This window comes from Pseudomonas sp. FP1762 (assembly GCF_030687105.1).
GTDB classification, from domain to species: domain Bacteria; phylum Pseudomonadota; class Gammaproteobacteria; order Pseudomonadales; family Pseudomonadaceae; genus Aquipseudomonas; species Aquipseudomonas siliginis.
Genome location: NZ_CP117458.1, coordinates 1,962,189 through 1,986,405, shown reverse-complemented (window position 1 = coordinate 1,986,405; position 24,217 = coordinate 1,962,189). Strand labels below are relative to the sequence as shown.

The window sequence follows — 24,217 nt, the reverse complement described above, 5'->3', positions numbered from 1 at the left end:
TATGCATGTACAGTTTACCTTCTAAGGCTTGCATCATGAGCATCACCATTCTCGGCTCACTTGCTTCTGACGGTAGGAAGCTGCCCCTCTATTCATCCAGGGTGCCGGCAGGGTTTCCCCTCCCCCGCAGCTGACCATATCGAGAAGCACATTTCCCTGGATGAACTGTTCGATATCCGGGCGCCGCACGTGTACCTGGTGCGGATTGACGGGGACAGCATGCAAGGCGCGGGTATTTACTCCGGGGATATGGTGATAGTCGATCGGAGCATCGAAGCGGTCAGTGGCGATATCGTTATCGCCGCGCTGAATTCGGAGCCCTTCTGCAAGCGTCTGCTTCTGCGCGAGAGCGCGGTGATGCTTTTGTCGGAGAATCCAAAATACCCGGCGAGACATGTCATGGAAGGTGATGAGCTGGTGATCTGGGGTGTCGTGAAATACAGCGTCCGTGATCATGACCATGCGTGAACCGGTCTTCGCACTCATCGATTGCAACCTCGTTTTACGCGAGTTGCGAGCGCGCCTTCAGGCCCGACCTGGCAAAGACACCTAAGCGGTATCGCCCATGAGGCGTTCCGGCTTGATGTCGAATTGCGCTTCAACGCGATCGATCACGGTCTTGGTGCTCTCGACCTCCGCTGTGCGATGAACTGGTGTGGGTTCCACATTCACAATGACGCCGTGCTCGGTATCGATCAGATAATTCGTGGAATAAACGTAGAACGCCGGGCAGCCTGGAGCAGCGGTCCAGTGAGCCTGAGGATCAGTCAGTGACAAACGCTTCGGCAGCGTTTCGGCCAAAGCATCTTCATCAAGTGCCTCAAGGTATTCACGTACAGCGCGGCTGCTCAAAGACGGATCGCTCCAGTTAACCGGTTCGTCACCCGGTAGGCCGCGCTGCCGACTCGCATCCGCCTTGATGATGCTAGCGTCCACCGCAAACCCTTCGCCCTTGACCAAACCTGCGTCCATGCAGCGACGCAGCACCTCATTGAACAACCAGCGAAACAAATCGCTGTCCCGAAAACGGCCGTGTCGATTCTTGGAAAAGGTCGAGTGGTTGGGGACTTCATCTTCAAGGCTCAACCGGCAGAACCAGTGATACGCCAGGTTTAGATGGGCCTCTTCGCACAACCGCCGCTCTGAGCGAATGCCGTAGCAATAGCCCACGATCAGCATGCGAATCATTAGTTCGGAATCAATCGACGGACGCCCAACGGGGTATAGAAATCGGCGAGGTAATGGCGCAGGTCGCTCAGGTCGAGACACTGATCAATGCTGCGCAGAAGGTGATTGGCTGAGATGTAATCTTCAAGGTTGAACGAGTAAAACAGTCGCTCCTGCCCACTCGATAACTGTCCCATCATGCTGCGTGATCCCCCTCCGACCAATGCAGAGATTTTGCCGGAGGTCGGCCAGAGGAGCTACTCTTTCAACAGAATCGGCCGATAGCTGTCTGTGACGGGAGGCGCCATTGTTTTGCTGTGTCTGGTCGTTCAACGGCCAATGTCTGCCTCTGTTTTAGAGTTTTCACCCAGCCGCCCGTCAATGTTCTTCTCATCGTTCGACAGGTACTGATCTTTATCGCTGCGCAACCGCGATCAATGCGGTAGATGGAATGGGCAAGACAGGATTATTGCCTGCCATTTCCCTGACGTGCGCAATCACTGCTGCCTTTTCTGTATCGGTCAGGCTCGTCCAGTCGGGCGACATTCCAAACAGTGTGTCAGGGTTATCGAGCGACTTCACATCCAGCTGATAGGCATGTGTCACGCTCTCGATGACAGGATCCCGGAACCCGGCGGCGATCAGTTCGCGGGCGAAATCCAGTGTGTTGCTCAACGCTTTTAATGCTTCGGGCATCGCCATGCCATCGCGGTCCGGGAAAAGCTTTCGCCTGACATTTCCCAATAAAAGAAACGTCGCCGCACCCATTTCTTGCCACGTTGCGACAATGCCATATCCCCCGATGGCGGTAACGCGTTGCATTTCGGCCAGGCCCTTGCGCCAGTCAGGAAACATGATCACACCGAAGATCGAGAACGTCGCGTCGAAGCTTGCATCTGGCAGATCGAGCGATTGGCCGTCCATGACCCGGGCCTCCACATTGGGAAGTCCTGCGTTCTTCACACAAGCCACCATGCCGGGGGAAAAGTCCGTTGCCAGCACCTGTGCGCCGGTTCGTGCGGCTGCCAATGCGAGGGCTCCGGTGCCAGTGGCGACATCCAGCACGCGGCTTTCCGGCGTTAAGGAGATCCGTGCGAGCGCCGCCTCTGCGAAATGTGCAGTGAAGGGGTGCGCCGTTTTCTGATAGTGCTTTGCTGCAACGTCCCAGTGATCAGGATTCTCAAATTCGCGCATCGTGCTGTCCTCGTAAGTCATGTAACTTTACAAGTATCATGAGTTTGTGCTTTCTGCCAAGTATCAGAAACAAAGGAGCAAACGATGCGTTACGACAGCCGTCTTTCGCGAATGCTACATATCTTGGTGCACATGGCGCGGCACGGTGGGCCAGTAACGTCGGAACGGATAGCCGCAATGCTCGGAACGAACCCAGTCGTTGTTCGTAGAACGATGTCTGGCTTGCGGGATGCAGGCTACGTTCGTTCGGAGAAAGGGCATGGCGGAGGCTGGGTGATCACCTGTGATCTTGAGCAAGTCATGCTACTGGACATCTATAAAGCGGTGGGGCAGCCCTCGCTGTTCGCCATAGGCAATGAGCGTTCCAACCCCGACTGTATGATCGAGCAGGTGGTCAATCTTGCGGTCGACGACGCATTACGGGAAGCGGAGTCGGTCCTGGTGGAGCGGTTTCGCACCATTAGCCTGGGTGAACTTAATCGCTTGTTTGATGCACGTCGTGCTGCTGGCCATGACGATTCCATTTCATAGTGAGGCAGCCTGAAGGGTAGCCGCGCAGGCTGAGTTGTGAGGGACAGACGTACCCGGCCTTGCTGTAATCCCGACGGCTTGTCTCAATCAGTGTGTACCAAGCGAGCCAGCCGATTCTGTCGCTCATCTCAGTGACCGCATTCGGACCGATTCTGTTGAAAAAGTCGGCTTCGGTTTCCACGCCAAGAAAGTTCGCGCCCGAGATTGAAATCTGTGCTTTGGGCAGAAGGTTCACGATTCGTGATTTCACGTAGCAGCACGCAAAAGAGGTGTTTTTACCCATCAATATTTGTGCGTTTTAGGCAAGCCGACTTTTTCAACAGAATCGGTCGAAAACGGCCACTCACGAATGCTGCTTTCGGCCAATTGTTGTCGCTCGCACTCTTCTAATCAGGAACTCGCCAGCCTCTCGTAATCGGAAAAAGGCTTAAGCGCGTGTACTGCACGTGTAGCAGATTCCCTTTGACGTAAGGCAGCGCCTCGATGTAATCACGCGCCTCTTCGAAGGTGGCGGATTCCAGTTCAAACGCGGCACCGGGACCAGCGGCCAGCCTATGAACTGCGCGCACAATACCGCCAGCGAAGCCTTGCCAAACGTGCAATACCTCCGGTTTCGCCAGCCGCTTGAAGTCTTCTGCCGCTCCATCAGCACGGCGAGTCAGAATCACGAAGGTTTTCATGTCACCTCCTCCGTTTTCAGCTGCTTGCGCTGGATTGTTTCACCATACGCAACGTACGCCATTATGCCGCTCTGGCCCAAGGCTACATGCGGTTTAAGCTCATTGCGGGGAGTGTAGTCCCCACCGTTTTGGGGCCGGAAAGGTATTGGCGCATCTGTGAACAAATCCTCGAGTCGGGTGCGCCAAGCCGCTTTGGCTGCGACGGCATCTGCGGCGGTCAAGTTGCCAGTGCCGTATATGCGAACGTCGGCAGCACATCTAACCCAGGAAAGTAGAGCGAGCCGTGCGGGATCGGAAACAGCAATTGCTCGAGTGGTCCGTTGATGCCGCGCGGCGAGTAGTCTTCTGCGGGGCCACCGACAGCCACTGACAACATGGCCCGCTTGCCTTTGAAAGCGCCGTCACCATAGCGGTAGGCGTTGCGAGCGTCCTTGTAGCCGTGGGCGAGTCCGGCTGCCCAGACGCGATCTATCCATCCCTTCATGATGGCCGGCATGCCGTACCAACAAAGCGGAAACTGGAAGATGACAACGTCTGCCGCTAGAACCTTGTCTTGCTCCGCCGCCACGTCAGAGCTTTGATGCCGGCGGCAGAGCTAGCCGGCAAAATTGTCATTGACACCAATGACTATATGATCTGGCGAGACGGCCACTATCCGATGATCGACTCGAACGAAAAAACCGCTCACCATTGCATCAGGAGCAGCTTCCCGCTTCCAAGGTGGTAAAGGCTTTCACGCATATACGGGCTTCGCGCATCACGCTCTGGAACCGCGCAAAGGGCTCACCAGAGCGTCTCGCCCTAGCGCTATCCAGTGACTTTCCAGAAGCTGCGGAACGGGTGGCGCAACTATATGATCAGTTTGGTTTTGACGCCGTCGATCACAGCCCATTGAGCGAGTCGTGGCGTAATGCGCCAGGTCAACCGGCTTGGCGGCAAGAGCGACAAACTCAGGACGAACTGAAAGCCAATCTAGCCAAGGCAGACCCTGCACTTACCTCCAATGGCGGTTGACCCTCATTCCTTGATGTCTCTTAGGCCTTGTACTGCGAACGCGCCGATATTTAGCAAATAAGCATCCGCGCAGGTTGGCTATAAATGTTTGCCACCCAACATCATCTGAGATGCGATTAGCCGGGCCCCTTCACGTTGGATTCGCAATTCAGAACCCGCTTTCGACGCTTCAATCTCTTCAGAGATGACTATCTATTGCTGATAGAAAATTCGGCCAAACGCAAGTTGAGCCTGCCTATGTATCTCGCAAGGTGATTACCACTTTTTCAAGCCGGTGGCTACGTAAAGACCAGCGATTAAGCTGCCCCAACGACGAGCAGCTTTGTCGCACTCCCCACCTCCACTATTGCTGCAAAAGAATACTTTTTCAAATAGCTGCAACTAATCCCGCTGCACTTGCAGTTCAATCACTTCCCCACCCTCCTTCCTGAATCTTTCCAGATACGCACACGCCTCGATTAGCTGATAAGGAAAATAGAGACCCGCCGGAGTGGGCGGCGCGCCGTCAAGCCCTAGCAATCGCTCCAGCAACATCGCCACACTTAGCCCTGTGAGCGCTGCTGCTCCCGATGGGTGCACGAGGGCATGGCGAGTGTGAAGCGGGCGGTTTTCGTGGTCCTCACCAATCATTTCGATAAGTATTTCAGTCGACATCGGAAGGCCAGCGCGACGGGAAGAACTCACCCCGCTACCGAGATTAAACTGCACATTAGGCGCTTCAGTAGCAGCCGCCAAACCAGCAACATCGATTGAGGAAAACCCCGTTGCCTGCATCGGTGTACCATCCAGCGCAAGAAACGTTACTTTTGCATCGTCGCCTTCTCGCCATATAAAATTGTGGTCGCGCCGAGTCAGTGCGAATGGCAACATTTTATTCAAATGTTCGAAATCCTTGGCCACTGTAGGCCCGCCGCCATCCTGTTCGTCGACCAATGCGTCAATACGGATGTGGCTTATTCGGGCAAACGCATTAGCAATATGCAGCGTTCCAACAGTGGTTGCCCCCACAAGCCACTCATAACCCAACACCACGGGCGCAGCGCCAGGGTTATGAATGAACCTCGCGATCTGAGGCGCGATTTCGAAGACGCCGGACGAAATACTGAGGTGTGGCACTCTGCGCCTCTGCGCAAATCGTAGTCCATCGAGGGCATGATCCATATAGAAAATCGCCACCGCGCTGACTTGGCAATCGCCTAATCCCAGGTCATCAGCAGCAAAATCTATAACCACTCCCCGTGCGCCGCCAATCTCTTGCGCAGCTCGCTGAGCTTTTGTCAGATTTCGGCCACCTATCAGTAAAGGAATGTCGGGATAAACTGCACGCAAAGCTTTAGCTGAGCGATGACCAATGGCTCCAGAGCCACCGAGGAACAAAATTGGATGAAGCGACATAGGTATTCCTCCTGAGCTTTTTAGGCTGCGACATAGTATTGGTAAGCGCCTCGTCGCGATGGTTCCGAGTTGTTGCCTAAGCCCTAGAGCGCGGCAGCTATTTTTTTCATAAAGATTTCTCTTGTTATTAGCAAGCGAACCGATCTCAATCGACGGACTGTGAGTTTCACAGGTGTCATATCTGCCTAAGGCTCCTGTCTCTCAACCAAACCGTCCGAGGCTGCGGGTGAGCAGGCACCTCGGAATGAGCACGGTCCAGTCCTTTCCATTCTGAGTTCAACTGCACTCGAATCAGCTCTCAAGCAATTGTGCTCGCAGCATCCACCAAAAGTAGATCGACTAATTTAAGCAAATTCAGTTAAACGACTCATTCGAGACAATCACCTGCCCCCTCAATTCATTTTTATGACGGAGAACACAATTCGGTAATGAAAGCGCTTGCCGGCTTACCAGGCATCAGCGAAGATCCTCGCTCAACAGAAAATTGCGGGGTAAAATACCCATACTATACAAACGCACATCACTCGAATGAAATCAGTCTGTTGGATTACAGAAGCTAATATATTTTGCGACGTAATGGACGCACACTCTTTTTTTATTTAGCAGAAACGTATGCCTGAAATAGATTTAACTATAATTACAATATGCTCATTGACCATTAGTGCTTTGGCAGCAGGCTATATGCTTCTGCTGACTAAATTAGGCATAAGGCACCCCGCACTTTTACACTGGATTGGCTCATGCGTTATTTTTGTTTTTGCAAGCCTGCTTGCGGCATCTCGCCTGTATCAAGTCACTCCCTTAATCAGCGTCTGGCTTGCTCACTGTTTATTAGCATTACCGCCCGTTCTGATCGCGACCGGGCTATTGCGCTTTTTTCATGGCACTGAAAGATCCTTGCCGACACATTTGGTCGGCACCGCTATGGCAGCCTACTCTACGCTGCTTTTTTTTACATATGAGTTATCCCATAGCGCGCCGATTTTAACGGCGGTATTCATAGCATTAGCATGCTTTTGGTGTATTGCACTGCTAGCTTCAAATTCAACTCAGCGCTTAACATGCGGCCTGTTGCAAAGTATCTTGACCATGCATGCGCTAACTATGTGCGCCGAAGTTTTTCTGTACACTTATCAATGGCAAACAATGCCACAAGGGCACGAAAAGGTTTATTTGAAGCTCGCACTAGTCAGCCACCTACTGCTAACGACAATAGCCAGCATGCTGCTACCGCTGCTGTTATTTATGGATCGAGAAAGATACCTCATGTTGCAGGCGGACAGAGATGACCTGACACAGCTACCTAATCGCCGCCATTTTTTACGTGAATCTGCAGCCGGCATTGACAATAACGACGGGATGTTACCGACAACAATTATGATGCTTGATTTAGACAACTTTAAATCCATTAATGATACTTTTGGTCACGCCATTGGTGATGCCGCGCTAAAGAAGGTTGCAAGCATACTTAAAATTGAACTAAGCCAAGCTGATTTTATCGGTCGCTTAGGCGGCGAGGAGTTTGCCATAGTGATGATCGGCCTCGATGAAGCGGGAGCTCGTACAACTGCTGAACGCTTGCGTCAGAAGATTGAACTTCATGCTCGCATCATTGAGGGCAAACAGCTTAATCTTACGATCAGCATCGGTGCAACTTTCTCTTACGCCCGTGACAGCTCAGTTTTCCAAGCTTTGATGAAAACAGCAGATGACGCTTTGTTTGAAGCAAAACGCCGCGGTCGCAATCGCGTAATTTTTGACTCTAGTAAAGCCAACGTACGGATCGGCTGACTTACTATGCACAGCACATTTCTGCTTTCGATACCTCGGTTTTAATGATCCGCGCCAATCCATTACCTATCCAGACCCTGCGGTAAAACATAAATCGATGAAATTCAACACTCAATAATGCGCTGAAATATGGATCAACATCGCACTTGCGTCTAAAACGCCTGTCGCATTGTGAAAAAATTTACAAATCGATTTGAGACTCAATTAAGCAGGCGCAAGGAAAAACCATCAATTAAAATATTGACTGACTACAACTTTTTTCGTGATCACTGTAGGTTTTTAAGAACAGCGTCATGATTTGTTGTATAACTACTCCATAGGATGCGCAACGCATAAAGATCTGCCGACAAATCTCAGACTTAACGTAGCAGCGCGCACTTAAAGTCTTGCGTAGCGTTTTTACGCAGCCTGGTTCGATAGCAGTCACCTGTGAAAAGATTGCATTCGACCAAAAACGATTGCTCGCTGGCTCCATTAAGCTAGCTGAACAAGCCTTTCCAGATACCGGAAAAGCTAACCGCTAATTAGCGAACCGAGTTATGGATTTAGCCTGAATGTTGATAGGTGGCTCTGGGACTGATCGGACACGATTTCACTATTTTACATTGCTTTCCTCTCCTATCTGAAACGGAACATCAGCCTTTACATCGTCGTTCCCAGTCTTAACGTCCACATTGTTATAGCGTTTTCCATCCCAGCAGCAAAAGATTCTCCCCAGCTGAAGGTTGGGCCCAAGGCTACCTATGAGTCTGCTGTCGGCGCCTGCGGTTAACATGCAGTTTTTCCCGACGGTCAGCTTGCAGCGTTCCCCAACCATCAACACGAAATCGTCGCCAGCGGTCAATTTGCCATTGAAAATTAAGAAGTCGCTTTACGCAAAATTTTCAACGCAGTGCTATTGCAAGGGCGAGAACTTGGTACGGTCAAGCAGATGGCATTTCTGACTGAGGCCTAGAAATAGCATAGTATAAAGGGAGGTATGTAAATGCCACGCAGAGGTATCTAACAGCCCATTGCGCCTATGAATGGCAGGGATTCGAATTAGTCGGCCATCAAAATTACCAGCGAGTTGTTCTTTAAGGGTGGTAGGTATGCGGATTGTGCATTGCTATTTTCGCAAGCACACTCGGCTCCACAGAATTTCTAGTTTATGAATTACGGTTTTGCAGCCAGCTCAAAAATCCGCCTTTCTTAATTTGCACCGGCTTCGCCAGCAACGCCAACCGGCCGTTCTGTTGGCGGACCGCTTGCAGCTTGTTCAAAGCTCGACCTACATCCACGCGCTTTTCCATGTATTCACGGGTCAGGGATTTGTCGATTCGGTAGATGATGCAGGAGGTCAACGCGGTAAACGTGGCTTGGGACGGTTCATCGTTGAGAATGCTCTGTTCACCCATCAGTTCGCTCGGGCCCATTCGCCCAACTTCGGTTTGCAATGCGCCATCTAGTACCGTTGCGCTCACCACCCCGGTTGCGATCACCATCAAACTGTCAGGCACTTCCCCCACTTCCAGCACCAACTGGCCCGCAGCATACTGTTGCGCCACCATCGATTGCGCCATTTGATCTCGCTCATCCTCGCTCAGAGAGCGAAACACTTTCACCTCATTCAGAAGCGTACGCGCGCGAGTTGTGGGTTCAATCACACCATCGAGCTGGCGGGAAATACCGGCCGCTTCGAGGTGTCGGTGTGCCAGGTCGAACAGTTGATTGCGCACTTGGCTTTTCTTGCCAAGTTCTGCAACGAAACCGCTGGCCACGTATTCGGACATGGTTTCCCCGGCTTCTTTCAACACCGCTTTCGGCGCAGGGCTTAGCAGCAATTGGCTGCTGCCTTGAAGTGTGCGCTCCAGGGCATCCAACACCCGACGCGGACGAACATAATTGGGTACCTTTAAGCTGATCGACACGCCATGCACATTATTAGGCCGGCTCAGGTTGACGATTTTAGCCTTGGCCGCCACTGAGTTTGGCACCACCGCGGTGCTGCCGGCGCTGGTTAGCAGGTGCGTCGCGCGCCAGTCGATGTCAAGGACCTTGCCCTCGACGCCGTCTATCACGATCCAGTCATCCACTTGATAGGGCTTAGTAGTGTTGAGCACAATCCCAGAAAACACGTCGCTCAAAGTGCTTTGCAACGCCAGGCCTACGACGATGGCCACAACCCCTGAGGTCGCTAGCAGGCCCTTAACGGGTAACTCGAGCACATAACCCGCCGCCGCGACGCTGGCAACCAAAAACACCAGTGCGCCGAAAACGTCCTGGAGCAACCGGCCGCTGTGCCCGATGCGACGCATCAGCAACAGGCCGATGACTTCGGTGAGGACCCGCGCCGCGTAAAGCCACCAGAGAATGCCCAAGGCAGTAGCGCCCAATTGCGCGACTCGATCCTCGGCCAACAGCGGAGCCTGAAGCGGGCTGACGCCGGCGTTGATGATCAGCGTACTAAATACTAAAAACAGCCCCAAACGCACCCCCACCCGCGTCACGCGATGGCTAAAGGGCGCGACGTGCCAGAGCAAGGCGTCGATCAGCAGCAGCAAGGCACTCCATGCCAAAAGGTGGGCGTAGAAGAAGGACATGGGTTACTCCGGGGGGGGGCTGGTTGACGCTATCGACGTCACATAAGCCCAGCGACTGTTTGATAAGTGTATAGACGATAATCCGTTTAGATGAGAACTAACAGCCTGGAAGCTCCCGAAATATGAAGACCGATGTCCTCGCTTTCAGGTTAAGTGGTTGGGCTTGCTCGGCTTCTCACTGCCCGCTGAAATCATCAACCCAGGCCCAAATTACAAACAAGTTAGCTTCATAAGAGGTGCGCCGATTGGCGCGATTCAGCTTGATGTCAGGATTGTATCTTCGATGCGATAAAAACTCTTTATCAGACGGTTTTTATGTCTTGACCCATGTTAACTACCGACGACGCCAGCTCCTGATCATTCTTGGTGTGGGTCAATACCACATCCGTTTGACAGGGTGAACGCGAATGGCTGGAGATAAGTGGTGTTGCATTGAATTGGGATTCCTATTGCAAACGGAGAGTAGTAGCTGAATGATAGCCTCATGGCCTTATCAACGACACGCTCTACAACGTTTTCGGACATTTACTTAGTAACTTTCATTAATCAAAATAGCTAGCACGTACTGATTCTACGGCAACAATGTCATCACGTCCATCTTTAAAGTTTGGGTTTATAAAATAATATCATATATCCGTCACACTAGAACAATAGTGCGGTGAGCCTAAGCAGTCTAGCAACTGACTGGAGATTACCCTTCAAGATTAGTCCACACTTAGGCCGTAGGCAACCATTCCAACCTGACCGTCCATCCGCATCAAACTTAACCAACCTCCCTCGCAATCAGACACAGCACTTAAAGCGCAAAATAAATAATGAAAACTTCACAATCACTCCCTTGCATGTGATGAAACGCAAGCGAAATAAAACATATTTGCTCCAAATAAACACATTCGAAATTTCTGGCCGGTGCGCGAGCGGTTGTGGTGGTAAGGAATTTGGACTTGCTGCCGGGAAATGTGAGGGTGTTTATTGCGATTTTGGTGCCGCGCACCAGTGCGACCTTAGTACGTCCAACTAGAGGCGGATACATAACTCAGAAGTTGAGCAACCAATTTTTAAAATTCGGAAATTGACCTATTTGAATGCCTTTCGCAGGTCATCAATGACTTGAATGACCGGAGGGCCTTGGATAGCGGATGGACCAGAGCCCTCTCCAAACTCGCGCCAGATGAAGAGTGTCAGCTCTGCCCCATCGGTCAGCGTTTGCGCATTTTCCTTCGACCCAAAGGTATTTAAAATCCGGTAACGGGCGTCTTTCCAAAACAGCTCTTCAACCCAGTGATATACCGGAATGAAGTGAAAGTGGATCGGGTAGCTGGGATCGTGACCGAACCGGCTTATGTACAGCCATTTCGGATTCATCTGCAACTGGATGGTGTTCTGAACAGTTGCTAGTAGTCCGCCCAACTCGATTAGCGCGTCGCTGGGTAGGTCGCCCAAGGAATGCACGTACGCTTTAGACCCGAGCACCAAGTAACCGGGAAGAGTGGATGACATGTGGTGATTGACGATCCAGTGGGTCGTTTCATGAATGATAAATTGAGATGGAATTTTCATGCGTTGATGCCTTTCGTTCGACGGACGCGCAGTACGCGGAGATTTGTTCAATTGGGTTAGGGAGACCAAAAGGTTGCGGTCTATCCTACAAAGCTCGCGGCCGCGCAGAAGCCAAGCTAAACAGCCTTGAGGAGAAATTTTAACACCCCCAAAAACGCTCTCGATAGTACATTTGTGCTCTTCATAACGCATAAGTGCACTCTAGAATTGCTTTGAGCGATTGACGCGACGAACATCATCATTAGTTACAAATCATATCTAACTTTTTCCACCTTTAGGTGGGTATTTCTAGCAGTCGCTGGTCACCATTAACGTGATGCGCCTGCGGTGGAGTACCAAAAAATCGGCGATGACGCAGATGCGACGAACGCAACTATGCGAGAACTCCGGGCACAGTTGCGATCACCATTGCTGATCCGCAAGTTGAGAATGGCTTGAGACCAGAAGACGAATTTATCTACGTTCAATCAACCGGGCACGGATGTCAGCGACCGCAGCCTGAATCTCCATAACTTTTTCCACGCTCATGCCCACTGCCGACTGAATGCAATCTGGAACCTTGAGTGCATCAGACTTCAATGCTCTGCCCTTGTCCGTCAGTTTGACCCGCACCTGGCGCTCATCTTTCGGATCGCGGGAACGGTTCATGAACCCTGCACTTTCCAGACGCTTAACCAATGGCGTTAGGGTGCTTGACTCCAAAAATAGCTTGCTACCCAGATCCTTGATGATCTGATCATCCTTTGCCCAAAGCGCAACCATTAGCAAATATTGCGGATACGTTAGGCCTAATGCCTCCAATATCGGACGGTAGAACTGCGTGAAAGCATGTCCTGTTGAGTAGATCGTGAAGCACAAAAACTCATTCAATGGTGCGAAGTCGTCTTCCGAAATTTCCAGTTTATTCACCTGCCTCTCCTAAGCTTCGTGGGATACCAAACTATTACGCGCGCGATTCAATCGCAAGCTATTGACAAAATATTTTACTTGCCTCACGATTAGTACCAGCACGATTATTTTGCGCGCAATATTTATTAGCAGTTTCCACCTCACAGGAAGATATCTACATGAAAAAGATTGCCTCAGGTTTGGCTCTCGCAGGTGCAATCACTGCCGCAAGCTTTGCGCAGGCCGCTGACGTTAAGCCGACCGTGATTCTTGTACACGGTGCTTTCGCTGATTCTTCTAGCTGGAATGGTGTTGTGAAGATTCTGGAAAAGGACGGCTACCCTATTATCGCAGCGGCGAATCCTCTGCGTGGTGTGACAAGTGACGCCCAATCTGTTTCAAGCATCATTAAAGGCATCAAGACGCCCGTGGTGCTGGTGGGTCACTCCTACGGCGGGTCTGTAATCTCTGAAGCAGCACATGGCAACCAAAATGTGAAGGGCTTGGTGTTCGTTGCTGCATTTGCGCCAGAAGCTGGCGAAACGGCAGCCGAATTGTCTGGGCGTTTCCCAGGCGGCACACTTGCATCTGCTCTAGCGGCACCGGTTGATCTTACTGATGGCGGGAAAGATCTCTACATCCAGCAAAATAAATTCCATGAACAATTTGCTGCCGATGTATCTGGAGCCGATGCTCGGCTGATGGCTGCTGGTCAACGTCCTGTGACTGTCGCGGCATTAAATGAAGCAGCTACCCAGCCGGCTTGGAAGACCATCCCCTCGTGGTTTGTTTACGGCGACAAGGATAAGAATATTCCACCTCAGGCATTGGCTTTTATGGCTGAGCGTGCGCATTCCAAGCAAACCATTGTAGTAAAAGGTGGCTCACACGTTGTGATGGTATCTAATCCCAAAGTCGTAGCCGATCTGATTGAGAAGGCGGCAGAATAAGGTTGAAATTCTGCCGCCAGGTACATTGATTAGCAGTGATCTGATATTGGGGAATTTCAGATCCTTTTGACTCACAGAATTTTCGCAACACGCATCCGATTGGGCTGACTTTCGCTCCTTCTGAATCCGTTAGCCCGCGCTCCCATGCGGGCTTTTTGCCTGAACACTCGAGCATGGTATGCCGCGAGGCTATCGCCTGATGTCACTATTGCTTCCGCCATACTCAAATTTTACAAGGCAAGCTATGCGCCCGTTTCTGATAGCCGAACTTCCTCACTAAGCGTTGCGGCCCCCACCATTGCCGCCGTTTTTAACAGGGACCATCTCACCCGCGCGACCACTTCCAACAGCAAAGGATGATGCACCGGCGAGAGCCCCGGTTAGCTAGGTACGATGAGCTTGGCTGTTTGCAAAAATTGGCAACCGGCCTTACCCATTTCAACAAGATCGCCGAAGGTGCGCGCAGCATTCCAGGGACAGACGTTGTGGTAAAGCGGGTTCCTGAAACGATGAGCCCAGAGGCCTTCGCTGCAGCAGGCGGCAAGACCAATCAGAGTGCGCCAGAGGCACAGCCATCGGAACTGGCCAATTTCGATGCAATCATCTTTGGCACTCCGACTCGCTTCGGCAACATGTCCGGACAAATGCGCAACTTCCTCGACCGAACAGGCGGCCTTTGGGCCCAGGGCGCTCTAGCTGGAAAGGTCGCTAGCGTGTTCACCTCAACCGGAACGGGCGGTGGCCAGGAAATGACTATTGCCTCCACCTGGACCACACTTGCTCATCACGGAATGATCATCGTGCCGATCGGCTATACATCCCCAGCAATGTTCGATGTCTCGAAAGGAGGAGGTACGCCTTATGGCGCGTCTACCATCGCTGGTGGCGATGGTTCTCGTCAGCCAGATGACCGTGAGCTGGAAATCGCTCGCTATCAGGGCGAACACGTCGCTCGTATCGCATTGAAGCTTCAAGCCTAAACCCTGCTCATTCCTGCCAAGAGCTTCCTGATCGAAGCTCATCAGCAACGCTTCAACGAGCGCGCGATCCTTATGTGCGCCAACCAAAAGCATTCGACTAAATGGTCAACTCGATACGCGATACGGTCTGGTACACAGAGTTGTGAGGCGAGTTATGCCACCGCTGCTCAAGCACCGGACGCCTGCTGCCAATCGACACGATCCATCAGTGCTAAAACGCCGACGAATCTGAGAGTGGAATGTAGTCAGAAGAGCTCTAAATACCGTCGATCGATTTTCGTATTGACATATCGATAATTCTAGATATGATGGCGCCATGGAACTGATCGAAGTCTTCAAAGCCCTCTCCAATCCTACTCGCCTGAAGATCTTGCAAGGCTTGAAGGATCCGGTAAAGAGTTTCCCTCCGCAGGATGAGGGTGACGTCTTCACCGTAGGAGTCTGCGTCAGCAGCATTCAAGAAGGCATTGGATTGTCGCAGTCGACGGTGTCTGGCTATCTTGCAACGCTGCAACGAGTAGGCTTAGTCGAGGTCAGGCGCATCGGGCAGTGGACCTACTACAAGCGTAGTGAAGCAGCCATCAAAGCGTTGGCTGAGGCAGTGAGAAAAGAGTTGTAATTTTTTAACAACATATATCGAGATATCTCGATATCCAGCTTTTACGATACAAGGATAAAATCATGAAACTCCAATTACTGTTTAGCGTGTCTTTTTCTCTGCTGACCAGCAGTGCTTTCGCCCTGCCAGCCACCGACCAAGCTACCCCACAAGTGAAGGCAAATCACTCAGTGTTCGGCCAGACAGTTGCGGCTGACGGCTCCGACCGTACCCCACAAGGCCAGATCTTGGCCGAAGGTGGTAACGATCGCCTGAAAGAAAAGGGCCTGATCACTCAACATGCCTCGGTTCGCTCCCCACAGCGCCAAACCCTGACTGCTGACGGGTCCGATCGCACTTCACAAGGTCGGAAACTAGCTGAAGGTGGTGGTGACCGCGTGATCAAACGCAATAGCGCTTTGAGCTAGCCCCTTGCTGCATACAAAAGCTCAAGGCAGTCGCATTGGACAGTGAAATCCCTGCAAGTGCTCTGCAGTCGCCATCAGGACATTGGCCTAGGCGACAGAAAAGTTGTTAATTTTTTTAACTTATAATATCGACATATCTCGATATCCGACTTTTACGATACAAGGATAAAATCATGAAACTCCAATTACTGTTTAGCGTGTCTTTTTCTCTGCTGGCCAGCAGTGCTTTCGCTCTGCCAGCCACCGACCAAGCTACCCCACAAGTGAAGGCAAATCACTCAGTGTTCGGCCAGACAGTTGCGGCTGATGGCTCCGACAGTACCCCACAAGGCCAGATCTTGGCCGAAGGTGGTAACGATCGCCTGAAAGAAAAGGGCCTGATCACTCAACATCCCTCGGATCGCTCCCCACAGCGCCAAACCCTGGCTGCTGACGGGTCCGATCGCACTTCACAAGGTCGGAAACTAGCTGAAGGTGGTGGTGACCGCACTCCACAAGGTCGGAAACTAGCGGCTGACGGTTCCGACCGCACCCCACAAGGTCGGAAACTAGCTGAAGGTGGTGGTGACCGCGTGATCAAACGCAACAGCGCTTTGAGCTAGCTCCTTGATGCATACAAAAGCTCAAGGCAGTCGCATTGGACAGTGAAATCCCTGCAAGTGCGCTGTAGTCGCCATCAGGACATTGGCCTAGGCGACAGAAAAGTTGTTAATTTTTTTAACTTATGATATCGACATATCTCGATATCCGACTTTTTACGATACAAGGATAAAATCATGAAACTCCAATTACTGTTTAGCGTGTCTTTTTCTCTGCTGGCCAGCAGTGCTTTCGCTCTGCCAGCCACCGACCAAGCTACCCCACAAGTGAAGGCAAATCACTCAGTGTTCGGCCAGACAGTTGCGGCTGACGGCTCCGACCGAACCCCACAAGGCCAGATCTTGGCCGAAGGTGGTAACGATCGCCTGAAAGAAAAGGGCCTGATCACTCAACACGGCTCGGATCCAGCCCTATCTTGCCAAATTCCTGGCTGCTTACGGGTTTGATCGCACTTCTCTAGGTCGGGAATTGGCTGAAGGTGGTGGCCACAACGTACACAAATGCAACAGTGCTTTGAGCTAGTTGATGGTGCCGTGGAGAAAGCTCAATACACGGATTGAGCTTTTGAAATTATTAGTTCTCACACTTTCTCCCGCGCCATTCCCAAAAATCTCTAAACAACAGCAAAGCCGATTTAATAGAGCGCATCGATGTTCTGTCGAGAATAAGAATCTACAAATAAAAGTTATTTATCAAGCTTTCTCCTGCTGTATTAACAGTAAAGCGTTTCCGACAACCAGCTTTATGGCCTAGTAGCCGGTTGTCTATAATCATAGTCATAAAATAGTCAGAACCAAGCAATGGCAGACATTAAAATCTCCTTTAGCATGAAGATAGAGAAAATCAATTTCCACTCCAATTAGTATTATTACTGCAGCGGGCACTTTTACGGAGAGATCATGAATATATTCACTGAGTCCCGGGCAAATATAAAAGTGGAAAGTTTCCGCTTTCCAAGTTCCTATATGTGGCTATCAATAATGGTTTTGCTTTGGGGAGCTAGTTGGCCTGTCACTAAAAATGCGCTACTGCACACTTCTCCTCTTTGGCTCGCATCGATCCGTTTTTCTAGCGCTGGACTCTGCCTGTTTTGCTACCTAGCGGTTCGGGGTCAATTGAAATTGCCAGTAGCGAAAGATCTTCCAATAATTGCAAGCGTCGGTTTATTGCAAATGATGGCTTTCACCGGTTTAGTCATGGTGGCTATGGTGCATATCGACGCTAGTCGCGCGGTACTTCTGGCCTATACAACCCCTCTGTGGTGCGCTGTGGCCGCCTTTGTAATATTTCGGGAAGCACCTTCTAAAGCGCAGGTTGTTGCATTAATTATCGGTCTCGTAGGCGTGGGGGTTGTCTGTTCCCCTTTTGAACTGGATTGGGCATCTAAAGGAACAGTGGTGGGTGCAATATTTCTTTTATTAGCAGGCATAAGTTGGGCGTTTGTGATTCTTCACGTCAAGAAACATAACTGGGTGTCGTCTCCAGTAGCGCTTGCACCATGGCAGATGTTACACGCCGCCATTCCGCTGTCATTGGCAGCGTACGTCATGGAGGACTCGCCGACCCAGATTCCACTCAACGCGGAGAGGCTGGGGGAGATTTTCTTCATCGGCCCTGCAGCAACGTCTGTTTGTTTCGTAATCTCTGCGGAGTATGGAAGAAGAATTTCAGCGTTTGGGATGTCGAATTTTACAATGGGGGTGCCTTTAATTGGCATCTTATTTTCCTACAGCTGCTTAGATGCACCTGTTTCAAGTGTATTTTTATTGGGCTTTTTCTCATCATGTTTGCGTTCATCCTGCCCGCCCTAGTTGTACGCCGCGGCAAATAGAGCATCGCTTTCACAGTGGTCGCAGCCTGCCGATTAAATATTTTTTGACGGAAATTTTTGAAATTACTACGCCGCTGGCATTGTTAAATTACCGCAGGATTCGTGCCTATTATAAAATAGTTAATGCTCAACCAAATGCGTATTGGAAATATTCACGAGCCTCCCAAAGCACTGAGTCGACAGATCACGTATTTGGCATTCACTCTAGCAACGCGCGACATATCCCGTATAGCACGTCTGGTATTTCATCCGCCCCATCATCAGCATAATCGCCGGTGCGGTGAGCTACCTCTTCTTGAAAGCAGGCTTGTTGGTACTGAGGTCGACCGTGAACGCCGGAGCAAGCAAAATTGGATTTTTCGCGCTGGCATTCATATCCGGTTTCGACGTCGACAAGTTCGTGGGGAAAATCGAGGAAGTCGCGAAGGCGGTGTGAGGCATTGATAAAACACGGAGTGAACGGACTCGCGCTTGTGAGGCGGAGCTTGCCAAACCGTCAACCCCAACCTCCCCTCAAGTCCGAATTAGGTTCTTGTTAGGCAGTTCGATGCGGCAAGCTCACTGCCTACCACTTGATTTGGAGGTGGGTGTTCGTCACTGCCGCCTGTCCTGCGGTTGTGCCGCTCCGAAACTCAGGTAAGTATGGGCACCAGTATTTTCAGTTATAGGAAAATAAACCAGGCGAAGTAGCCGCCGCTGGCGAAGAACACGCTGATGAGATTGAGCCCGCGCAACACCAATTCGCTCTCTTTGCCCACCTTGGGCATTTCCGCCTCGCTCTCATTCATGACACTCAAGTGGACGTTACGCAGAGGCGCATTACGTGCGCACGTTCTAAGCCCCGGCATGAATTTTTGGAATTCATTCGGCTTGAACTCCTGTCGCCAGATCGCTGACGACGTCAGTTGGGCGTACTCATGAAGTGCATATTCGATACGTGCGGATGCGAACTCACCAAAGCCGCCATAGACCGGAATTTCACTATGCCGAGTGATGACAAGCGCAAGCTGGTATTTATAGGGCTTTGGTTCAATTCTGCCCACATCCAGGTCATAAGGTTTAACGCTCCACCAGCGTCGCAACTCATCATCAATAAGCGCGAGCAGCAAGCGCCGCCCCACAATAACAAGGTACTCATTCTCCTCAGCAAGTGTGCGCTTAAGCAGAACCGGGTATTTACAGCCGAACCAGATCACCGCTAACAAGTAAAAGCACCAGCCCATCGGCAACTAGCTCAAGGGTGCCACTGCCGCGCGCCTTTCAACTCGGGAGAGGCCTGAAGGAACGCGGCGACCAAGCCCCCACTGCTGCGAGCTTGATACCGGCGCCTGACTTCATCTGAGACCAGAACTACCAACTCGTCATTTGTCGAAACCGGTGATACGCCATTTCCTGGCGCGCGTTGCGTCGCTCAGCCAAGCCAGGCCTGTAGATTTCTAAACTCGGGAACTCATCGAAAAATCAGGAAATCCAGCTGAACTCAAACCGCATCGCCGAACGCTTGTTACGACGGTGCACTTTTTCCGATTCCGCTGTCCGGCGGCGCATCTCGTGGGTTAAAAAGAACGCCTTTTTAGGCTTTTCGCTTTAGTCGGATTGGTCGTTTTGACTTTCGGACTTTGTTGGTCAGTGTTCCTTTAGAAATGTATTAATGCTTCTTTTTTGCTACCTCGGCTGGCAAAGCAATCGGCTCATAGCATGTATATTAATGCACCAGAGACTTCGGGGTAATCGACAAGGCACTCAACGTTATGAATAGATATTGGATGTCGATCAGCTTCGATTCTTAATAACTTGAAATCCGGCTTTTTTGACAAAACAGCTAATTGCTGCCAATCAAGGCTGACAGGCAAAGGCGCTGCCAACCTTGATGAATTTGTCTGAACAAAGAATTACTACGTTAGGACCATCATACGCTCAAACACATGTATTTGATTTCTAAGTAATCCTCGATTCCGTATTTGGAGCCTTCCCGGCCTAGGCCCGACGCCTTGATACCGCCGAACGGCGCGACTTCGTTGGAGATCAGACCGGTGTTGACGCCGACCATGCCGTACTCCAGAGCTTCTGCCACTCGGAACACACGACCCAGGTCGCGAGCATAGAAGTACGAGGCCAGACCGAACTCAGTGTCGTTGGACATCGCGATTACTTCGGCTTCGTCTTTGAAACGGAACAGTGGCGCCAGCGGCCCGAAGGTCTCTTCCTTGGCCACGGCTGCGTTTTTCGGCACGTTAATCAGAATGGTCGGCTCGAAGAAGTTGCCTTCCATAGATTTACCGCCAGACAGCACGGTCGCTCCTTTGCTGACCGCATCGGCAATGTGCTCCTGAACCTTGGCCACGGCTTTTTCATCGATCAGCGGACCGGTGGTGGTGCCCTCTTCCAGACCATTGCCGATCTTGAGCTTTGACACTGCGCCTTTCAGCTTCTCGGCGAACGTGTCGTAGACCGAATCCTGAATGTAAAAACGGTTAGCGCAGACGCAGGTCTGGCCGTTGTTGCGATACTTAGAGATGATCGCTCCTTCGACGGCCTTATCCAGATCTGCGTCCTCGAACACGATGAACGGCGCGTTGCCGCCCAATTCAAGCGAGACTTTCTTGATGTCCTTGGCGCATTCCGACATTAGTTGACGACCGATTTCGGTCGAGCCGGTGAAGGACAGCTTGCGCACGATCGGGTTGCTGGTCAGCTCGCTGCCAATGTCGCCGGCGCTACCGGACACCACGTTAAACACACCGGCAGGAATGCCGGCACGCTGTGCCAGCTCAGCCAGCGCGAACGCCGAGAATGGCGTTTGCGATGCAGGCTTGAGCACCATGGTGCAACCGGCGGCCAGCGCTGGGCCGGCTTTGCGGGTGATCATTGCTGCCGGGAAGTTCCATGGTGTGATGGCAGCGGTCACGCCGATAGGTTGCTTGATCACGATCAGACGCTTATCCGGCTGGTGGCCAGGGATGACATCACCGTAAATGCGCTTGGCCTCTTCGGCGAACCATTCGATGAAGGCGCCCGCGTGGACGACTTCTCCCTTAGCTTCGGCCAGCGGCTTACCCTGCTCGAGGGTCATCAGGAGGGCGAGGTCGTCTTGGTTCTCAATCAACAGTTCAAACCAGCGACGCAGCTTGCCTGCTCGTTCTTTGGCAGTCAGTGCGCGCCAAGCCGGCAGTGCATTATTAGCGGCTTCAATCGCACGGCGGGTTTCAGCGGCGCCCATCTTCGGCACGGTACCCAGAATTTCCCCCGTTGCCGGGTTGTTGACCTCGATCGTCTGACTGTTGTCCGCATCAACCCATGTGCCATTAATCAAGGCTTGCTGGCGAAACAGTCGAGTGTCTTTGAGTTGCATTAGGAACTCCGATTTCAGTACGAAAAGGCTGGCGGCACCGCAATGCCGCCATTAAGACAACGAGTATCGCGAGATCAGACCAGAGCACTTCTTCTCCTGAGCTCACTATTGAGAATGAAGTCATTTTCCGAATAATCCACGGGACAATCGATCACGTGCACGCCCGGCTCGCTCAAGCAATGCTGCAAAAGTGGCAGGAAGCCGTTGGCGCTTTCCACTCGATGCCCTTTGGCGCCATAGCTTTGCGCATACATAACGAAGTCCGGGTTTCCGTAGTCCAGACCAAAATCGGTGAACCCCATGTTCGACTGCTTCCAGCGAATCATGCCGTAACCGCCGTCGCGCAAGATGATAACCGTCAGATTCATCTTCAGCCGAACCGCCGTCTCTAATTCCTGACTGTTCATCATGAAACCACCGTCACCACACACTGCGACCACCGGCCGATCCGGATAAACCAGATGCGCAGCCATCGCCGACGGCAAACCCGCGCCCATGGTTGCAAGTGCATTGTCCAACAACACCGTGTTAGGTTTGTGAGCCTTGTAGTTGCGCGCAAACCAGATTTTGTAGATGCCGTTGTCCAGCGCGACGATGCCTTCCGACGGCAAGGCACTACGAACATCGGCGACGAAGCGCTGGGGGTAAATCGGAAAGCGATTGTCGTCCGCGCCCTCGATAATCTGTTCTTCATTGGCGTTTCGGATGGCCATCAGTCGACTGAAGTCCCAATGCTCCTGAATTTTCAGTGCTTCGCCGATCTGCCATACGGCATTGGCGATGTCCCCCACCACTTCGATCTGGGGGAAATACACAGGGTCGACTTCTGCCGAGCGGAAATTGATATGGATCACTTCGGTTCCGCCACGGACCATAAAAAACGGGGGCTTTTCGATGACATCGTGGCCGATGTTGACGATGAGATCGGCGGCCTCAACGGCGCGATGAACGTAGTCGCCAGAGGACAGCGCGGTATTGCCGAGAAAGCGCGAATGACGCTCATCAACCACACCTTTGCCCATTTGCGTGGTCACAAACGGGATACCGGTATCGTCTATCAGTTTCTTGAGGACCTTAGCCGTCATCTTGCGATTAGCACCGGCGCCAATCACAAGGATCGGACTTCGCGCGTCCTGGAGTTTTTGCACGGCCGCGTCTATCGCCTTGTGCTCTGCCAAGGGACGACGATGAAGACTTGGTGCGACTGGCAAACTGTCAGTCTGTTCGGCAGCGATGTCTTCAGGTAGCTCCAGATGCACAGCGCCGGGCTTTTCCTCTTCAGCTAGGCGAAAGGCTTCACGGACCCGCCAAGGAATGCTGTCTGCGGACGCCAACTGGTGGGAGTACTTGGTTAGCGGTTGCATCATGCCGACAACATCGAGAATCTGGAACCGACCCTGTTTGGACTTCTTAATCGGTTTCTGACCAGTAATCATCAGCATCGGCATGCCGCCCAGATACGCGTACGCACCCGCAGTTACCAGATTAGTTGCGCCAGGCCCCAAGGTAGCCAGGCTGACGCCGGTTCTGCCGGTCAGTCGGCCATAGGTGGCAGCCATGAAACCTGCAGACTGTTCATGGCGAGTCAACACTAGCTTGATACTGGACCGGCGTAACGACTCCAACAGGTCCAAGTTTTCTTCACCAGGAATACCGAAAACATATTCCACACGCTCATTTTCTAGACATTTCACGACGACATCTGCGGCCTTGGCCATTTCTCCACCTCAATATCGGTAAGCGCTTACGCGCAAAAAAACATAAGCGGCAGCGATCATTCACATCGTTGGCGCTAGGATAGCGTGCGCCTGACTGCTGTAATTTCTACTAAGCGACTATGAACTCTTCAGTTCTGGTACATTCGATTTTGGCAACCTGTAAGGCACGACCGCGTGACGTAGCGAAAACTTGTCGCACAGAGGTAAATTCGCTCGCTATAACTCAATAACAGAATTGTCTTCAGAGAAAAGTGTATGAGGTTATCGAGCGTCCGCAGTCGCATCGAAAGCTCGGTCACCAACTTAAGGTCATCCGCGAATTTGCACATATACGAGTCGCGCTTATTTCAACGCTCGAGTGAAAAATAAGTAATAGACTACGTCATTGCCGACCGCTGTTCAGCGTTAAACAAAAAAATCAACCGTTTCGCAGGTTGAATCGGTGGCGGCAATGTTTCGAAGATCATCACTCAAGTCTTGCTTAACTCGGCCTATATCCCTCACCTCAGTTAAATGTAAAAATCTCGATTACTACAAATTAGCGATATTTATCCCGATTATTGCTGATGACAAACCATCGGTTAAAAGCGAACCCTAGCAGGGCATTACAAAGCTGCGGTCGTGCTCGGAGCTTCATATTCTCCATTAAAAAAATTCGCTCCTTCAATATGATAGACCTGCGGCTCTTCGGAAAAATATTCCTCTAAGCCCATCATGAATTCCTGATGGTCGTCGCTCGCTTCGAAGCCCGGTGTGTGATCCTCGAGCGATTGCCAGCGCACGATCAGGTTGAATTGTTCCGGGGTTTCGATCCCTTGGGCCAGCATATGCCCGCAATAACCTTTTGCGCGGGTGAGCAAAGGCACGACCTTGGCAAATGCTTGTCTGAACGCTTCAGTGCGATCTTTGTGAACGGGTAGCAGAGCGATTTCATAAATCATGGCATTCCTCCAAAAAA

Annotated in this window: 19 protein-coding genes and 3 pseudogenes; 10 read left to right on the top strand and 12 right to left on the bottom strand. The window is 51.6% G+C overall.

Features of this window, described 5'->3' with window-relative positions:
• Positions 1-35 precede the first annotated feature (35 nt).
• Positions 36-468: pseudogene (locus PSH90_RS08820) on the top strand (LexA family protein).
• An 84-nt stretch (positions 469-552) separates the two neighbouring features.
• Here the strand turns inward: PSH90_RS08820 and PSH90_RS08815 are convergent.
• Positions 553-1,367, bottom strand: a pseudogene (locus PSH90_RS08815) (transposase); the annotation flags it as partial.
• Positions 1,368-1,581: 214 nt separating this feature from the next.
• Positions 1,582-2,382 (bottom strand): class I SAM-dependent methyltransferase, encoded by an 801-nt coding sequence (locus tag PSH90_RS08810; RefSeq protein WP_201278873.1) that lies wholly within the window; start codon positions 2,380-2,382, stop codon positions 1,582-1,584.
• Between the two features lie 63 nt (positions 2,383-2,445).
• On the opposite strand from PSH90_RS08810, the gene PSH90_RS08805 reads away from it, so the two are divergent.
• A complete protein-coding gene (locus PSH90_RS08805) occupies positions 2,446-2,892 on the top strand; it encodes an Rrf2 family transcriptional regulator (RefSeq protein ID WP_160769610.1) in 447 nt (148 codons plus the stop codon).
• Positions 2,893-3,278: 386 nt separating this feature from the next.
• On the opposite strand, the gene PSH90_RS08800 is transcribed toward PSH90_RS08805, so the two are convergent.
• From PSH90_RS08800 to PSH90_RS08790, 3 genes are all read right to left on the bottom strand, one after another.
• Positions 3,279-3,572, bottom strand: coding sequence for a hypothetical protein (locus tag PSH90_RS08800; protein WP_160769611.1), 294 nt, complete (start codon positions 3,570-3,572; stop codon positions 3,279-3,281).
• A gap of 217 nt (positions 3,573-3,789) precedes the next feature.
• Positions 3,790-4,140, bottom strand: coding sequence for an NAD(P)H-dependent oxidoreductase (locus PSH90_RS08795; protein WP_305382530.1), 351 nt, complete (start codon positions 4,138-4,140; stop codon positions 3,790-3,792).
• An 827-nt stretch (positions 4,141-4,967) separates the two neighbouring features.
• Positions 4,968-5,981, bottom strand: coding sequence for an NAD(P)-dependent oxidoreductase (locus PSH90_RS08790; protein WP_305382528.1), 1,014 nt, complete (start codon positions 5,979-5,981; stop codon positions 4,968-4,970).
• 612 nt (positions 5,982-6,593) lie between these two features.
• On the opposite strand from PSH90_RS08790, the gene PSH90_RS08785 reads away from it, so the two are divergent.
• Complete coding sequence (locus tag PSH90_RS08785; RefSeq protein ID WP_305382527.1) at positions 6,594-7,772, top strand: diguanylate cyclase; 1,179 nt, start codon at positions 6,594-6,596, stop codon at positions 7,770-7,772.
• Between the two features lie 1,148 nt (positions 7,773-8,920).
• Here PSH90_RS08785 and PSH90_RS08780 read toward each other — a convergent pair.
• From PSH90_RS08780 to PSH90_RS08770, 3 genes are all read right to left on the bottom strand, one after another.
• Entirely contained in the window at positions 8,921-10,354 is a 1,434-nt protein-coding gene (locus PSH90_RS08780; protein ID WP_160769614.1) for a mechanosensitive ion channel family protein, read from the bottom strand.
• A 1,077-nt stretch (positions 10,355-11,431) separates the two neighbouring features.
• A complete protein-coding gene (locus PSH90_RS08775) occupies positions 11,432-11,914 on the bottom strand; it encodes an HIT family protein (RefSeq protein WP_160769626.1) in 483 nt (160 codons plus the stop codon).
• Between the two features lie 453 nt (positions 11,915-12,367).
• Complete coding sequence (locus PSH90_RS08770; protein WP_160769615.1) at positions 12,368-12,823, bottom strand: MarR family winged helix-turn-helix transcriptional regulator; 456 nt, start codon at positions 12,821-12,823, stop codon at positions 12,368-12,370.
• A gap of 158 nt (positions 12,824-12,981) precedes the next feature.
• On the opposite strand from PSH90_RS08770, the gene PSH90_RS08765 reads away from it, so the two are divergent.
• The 7 genes and pseudogenes from PSH90_RS08765 to PSH90_RS08735 all read left to right on the top strand — a co-directional run bounded on the left by PSH90_RS08765 (position 12,982) and on the right by PSH90_RS08735 (position 18,169).
• Positions 12,982-13,752, top strand: a complete 771-nt coding sequence (locus PSH90_RS08765; protein ID WP_160769616.1) for an alpha/beta fold hydrolase — start codon at positions 12,982-12,984, stop codon at positions 13,750-13,752.
• 407 nt (positions 13,753-14,159) lie between these two features.
• Complete coding sequence (gene wrbA, locus PSH90_RS08760; RefSeq protein ID WP_236249060.1) at positions 14,160-14,732, top strand: NAD(P)H:quinone oxidoreductase; 573 nt, start codon at positions 14,160-14,162, stop codon at positions 14,730-14,732.
• Positions 14,733-15,048: 316 nt separating this feature from the next.
• On the top strand, positions 15,049-15,351 hold the full coding sequence (locus PSH90_RS08755; RefSeq protein ID WP_122750979.1) for a helix-turn-helix transcriptional regulator: 303 nt from the start codon (positions 15,049-15,051) through the stop codon (positions 15,349-15,351).
• Positions 15,352-15,413: 62 nt separating this feature from the next.
• Positions 15,414-15,758 (top strand): hypothetical protein, encoded by a 345-nt coding sequence (locus PSH90_RS08750; protein WP_160769618.1) that lies wholly within the window; start codon positions 15,414-15,416, stop codon positions 15,756-15,758.
• A 173-nt stretch (positions 15,759-15,931) separates the two neighbouring features.
• Positions 15,932-16,360, top strand: coding sequence for a hypothetical protein (locus PSH90_RS08745; protein ID WP_160769619.1), 429 nt, complete (start codon positions 15,932-15,934; stop codon positions 16,358-16,360).
• A gap of 174 nt (positions 16,361-16,534) precedes the next feature.
• Positions 16,535-16,841: pseudogene (locus PSH90_RS08740) on the top strand (hypothetical protein); the annotation flags it as partial.
• A 416-nt stretch (positions 16,842-17,257) separates the two neighbouring features.
• Positions 17,258-18,169: a DMT family transporter gene (locus PSH90_RS08735; RefSeq protein WP_160769620.1), complete on the top strand. Its 912-nt coding sequence runs from the start codon at positions 17,258-17,260 to the stop codon at positions 18,167-18,169.
• Positions 18,170-18,851: 682 nt separating this feature from the next.
• Here PSH90_RS08735 and PSH90_RS08730 read toward each other — a convergent pair.
• The 4 genes from PSH90_RS08730 to PSH90_RS08715 form a co-directional block, all read right to left on the bottom strand.
• Positions 18,852-19,394 (bottom strand): hypothetical protein, encoded by a 543-nt coding sequence (locus PSH90_RS08730; RefSeq protein WP_305382525.1) that lies wholly within the window; start codon positions 19,392-19,394, stop codon positions 18,852-18,854.
• Positions 19,395-20,098: 704 nt separating this feature from the next.
• Positions 20,099-21,541 carry an NADP-dependent succinate-semialdehyde dehydrogenase gene (gene gabD, locus PSH90_RS08725; protein WP_160769622.1) on the bottom strand — a complete coding sequence of 481 codons (1,443 nt, stop codon included), beginning with the start codon at positions 21,539-21,541 and terminating at the stop codon, positions 20,099-20,101.
• A gap of 74 nt (positions 21,542-21,615) precedes the next feature.
• Complete coding sequence (locus PSH90_RS08720) at positions 21,616-23,259, bottom strand: acetolactate synthase large subunit (protein ID WP_122612485.1); 1,644 nt, start codon at positions 23,257-23,259, stop codon at positions 21,616-21,618.
• 605 nt (positions 23,260-23,864) lie between these two features.
• On the bottom strand, positions 23,865-24,200 hold the full coding sequence (locus PSH90_RS08715) for an antibiotic biosynthesis monooxygenase (protein ID WP_305382524.1): 336 nt from the start codon (positions 24,198-24,200) through the stop codon (positions 23,865-23,867).
• Positions 24,201-24,217: the final 17 nt, after the last annotated feature.

Coding starts and splice junctions, on each gene's coding strand:
- PSH90_RS08800 (WP_160769611.1), bottom strand. CDS start 3,572: ATGAAAACCTTCGTGATTCTGACTCGCCGTGCTGATGGAGCGGCAGAA.
- PSH90_RS08755 (WP_122750979.1), top strand. CDS start 15,049: ATGGAACTGATCGAAGTCTTCAAAGCCCTCTCCAATCCTACTCGCCTG.
- gabD (WP_160769622.1), bottom strand. CDS start 21,541: ATGCAACTCAAAGACACTCGACTGTTTCGCCAGCAAGCCTTGATTAAT.
- PSH90_RS08785 (WP_305382527.1), top strand. CDS start 6,594: ATGCCTGAAATAGATTTAACTATAATTACAATATGCTCATTGACCATT.
- PSH90_RS08775 (WP_160769626.1), bottom strand. CDS start 11,914: ATGAAAATTCCATCTCAATTTATCATTCATGAAACGACCCACTGGATC.
- PSH90_RS08810 (WP_201278873.1), bottom strand. CDS start 2,382: ATGACTTACGAGGACAGCACGATGCGCGAATTTGAGAATCCTGATCAC.
- PSH90_RS08745 (WP_160769619.1), top strand. CDS start 15,932: ATGAAACTCCAATTACTGTTTAGCGTGTCTTTTTCTCTGCTGGCCAGC.
- PSH90_RS08715 (WP_305382524.1), bottom strand. CDS start 24,200: ATGATTTATGAAATCGCTCTGCTACCCGTTCACAAAGATCGCACTGAA.
- PSH90_RS08750 (WP_160769618.1), top strand. CDS start 15,414: ATGAAACTCCAATTACTGTTTAGCGTGTCTTTTTCTCTGCTGACCAGC.
- PSH90_RS08805 (WP_160769610.1), top strand. CDS start 2,446: ATGCGTTACGACAGCCGTCTTTCGCGAATGCTACATATCTTGGTGCAC.
- PSH90_RS08735 (WP_160769620.1), top strand. CDS start 17,258: ATGAATATATTCACTGAGTCCCGGGCAAATATAAAAGTGGAAAGTTTC.
- PSH90_RS08765 (WP_160769616.1), top strand. CDS start 12,982: ATGAAAAAGATTGCCTCAGGTTTGGCTCTCGCAGGTGCAATCACTGCC.
- PSH90_RS08780 (WP_160769614.1), bottom strand. CDS start 10,354: ATGTCCTTCTTCTACGCCCACCTTTTGGCATGGAGTGCCTTGCTGCTG.
- PSH90_RS08790 (WP_305382528.1), bottom strand. CDS start 5,981: ATGTCGCTTCATCCAATTTTGTTCCTCGGTGGCTCTGGAGCCATTGGT.
- PSH90_RS08720 (WP_122612485.1), bottom strand. CDS start 23,259: ATGGCCAAGGCCGCAGATGTCGTCGTGAAATGTCTAGAAAATGAGCGT.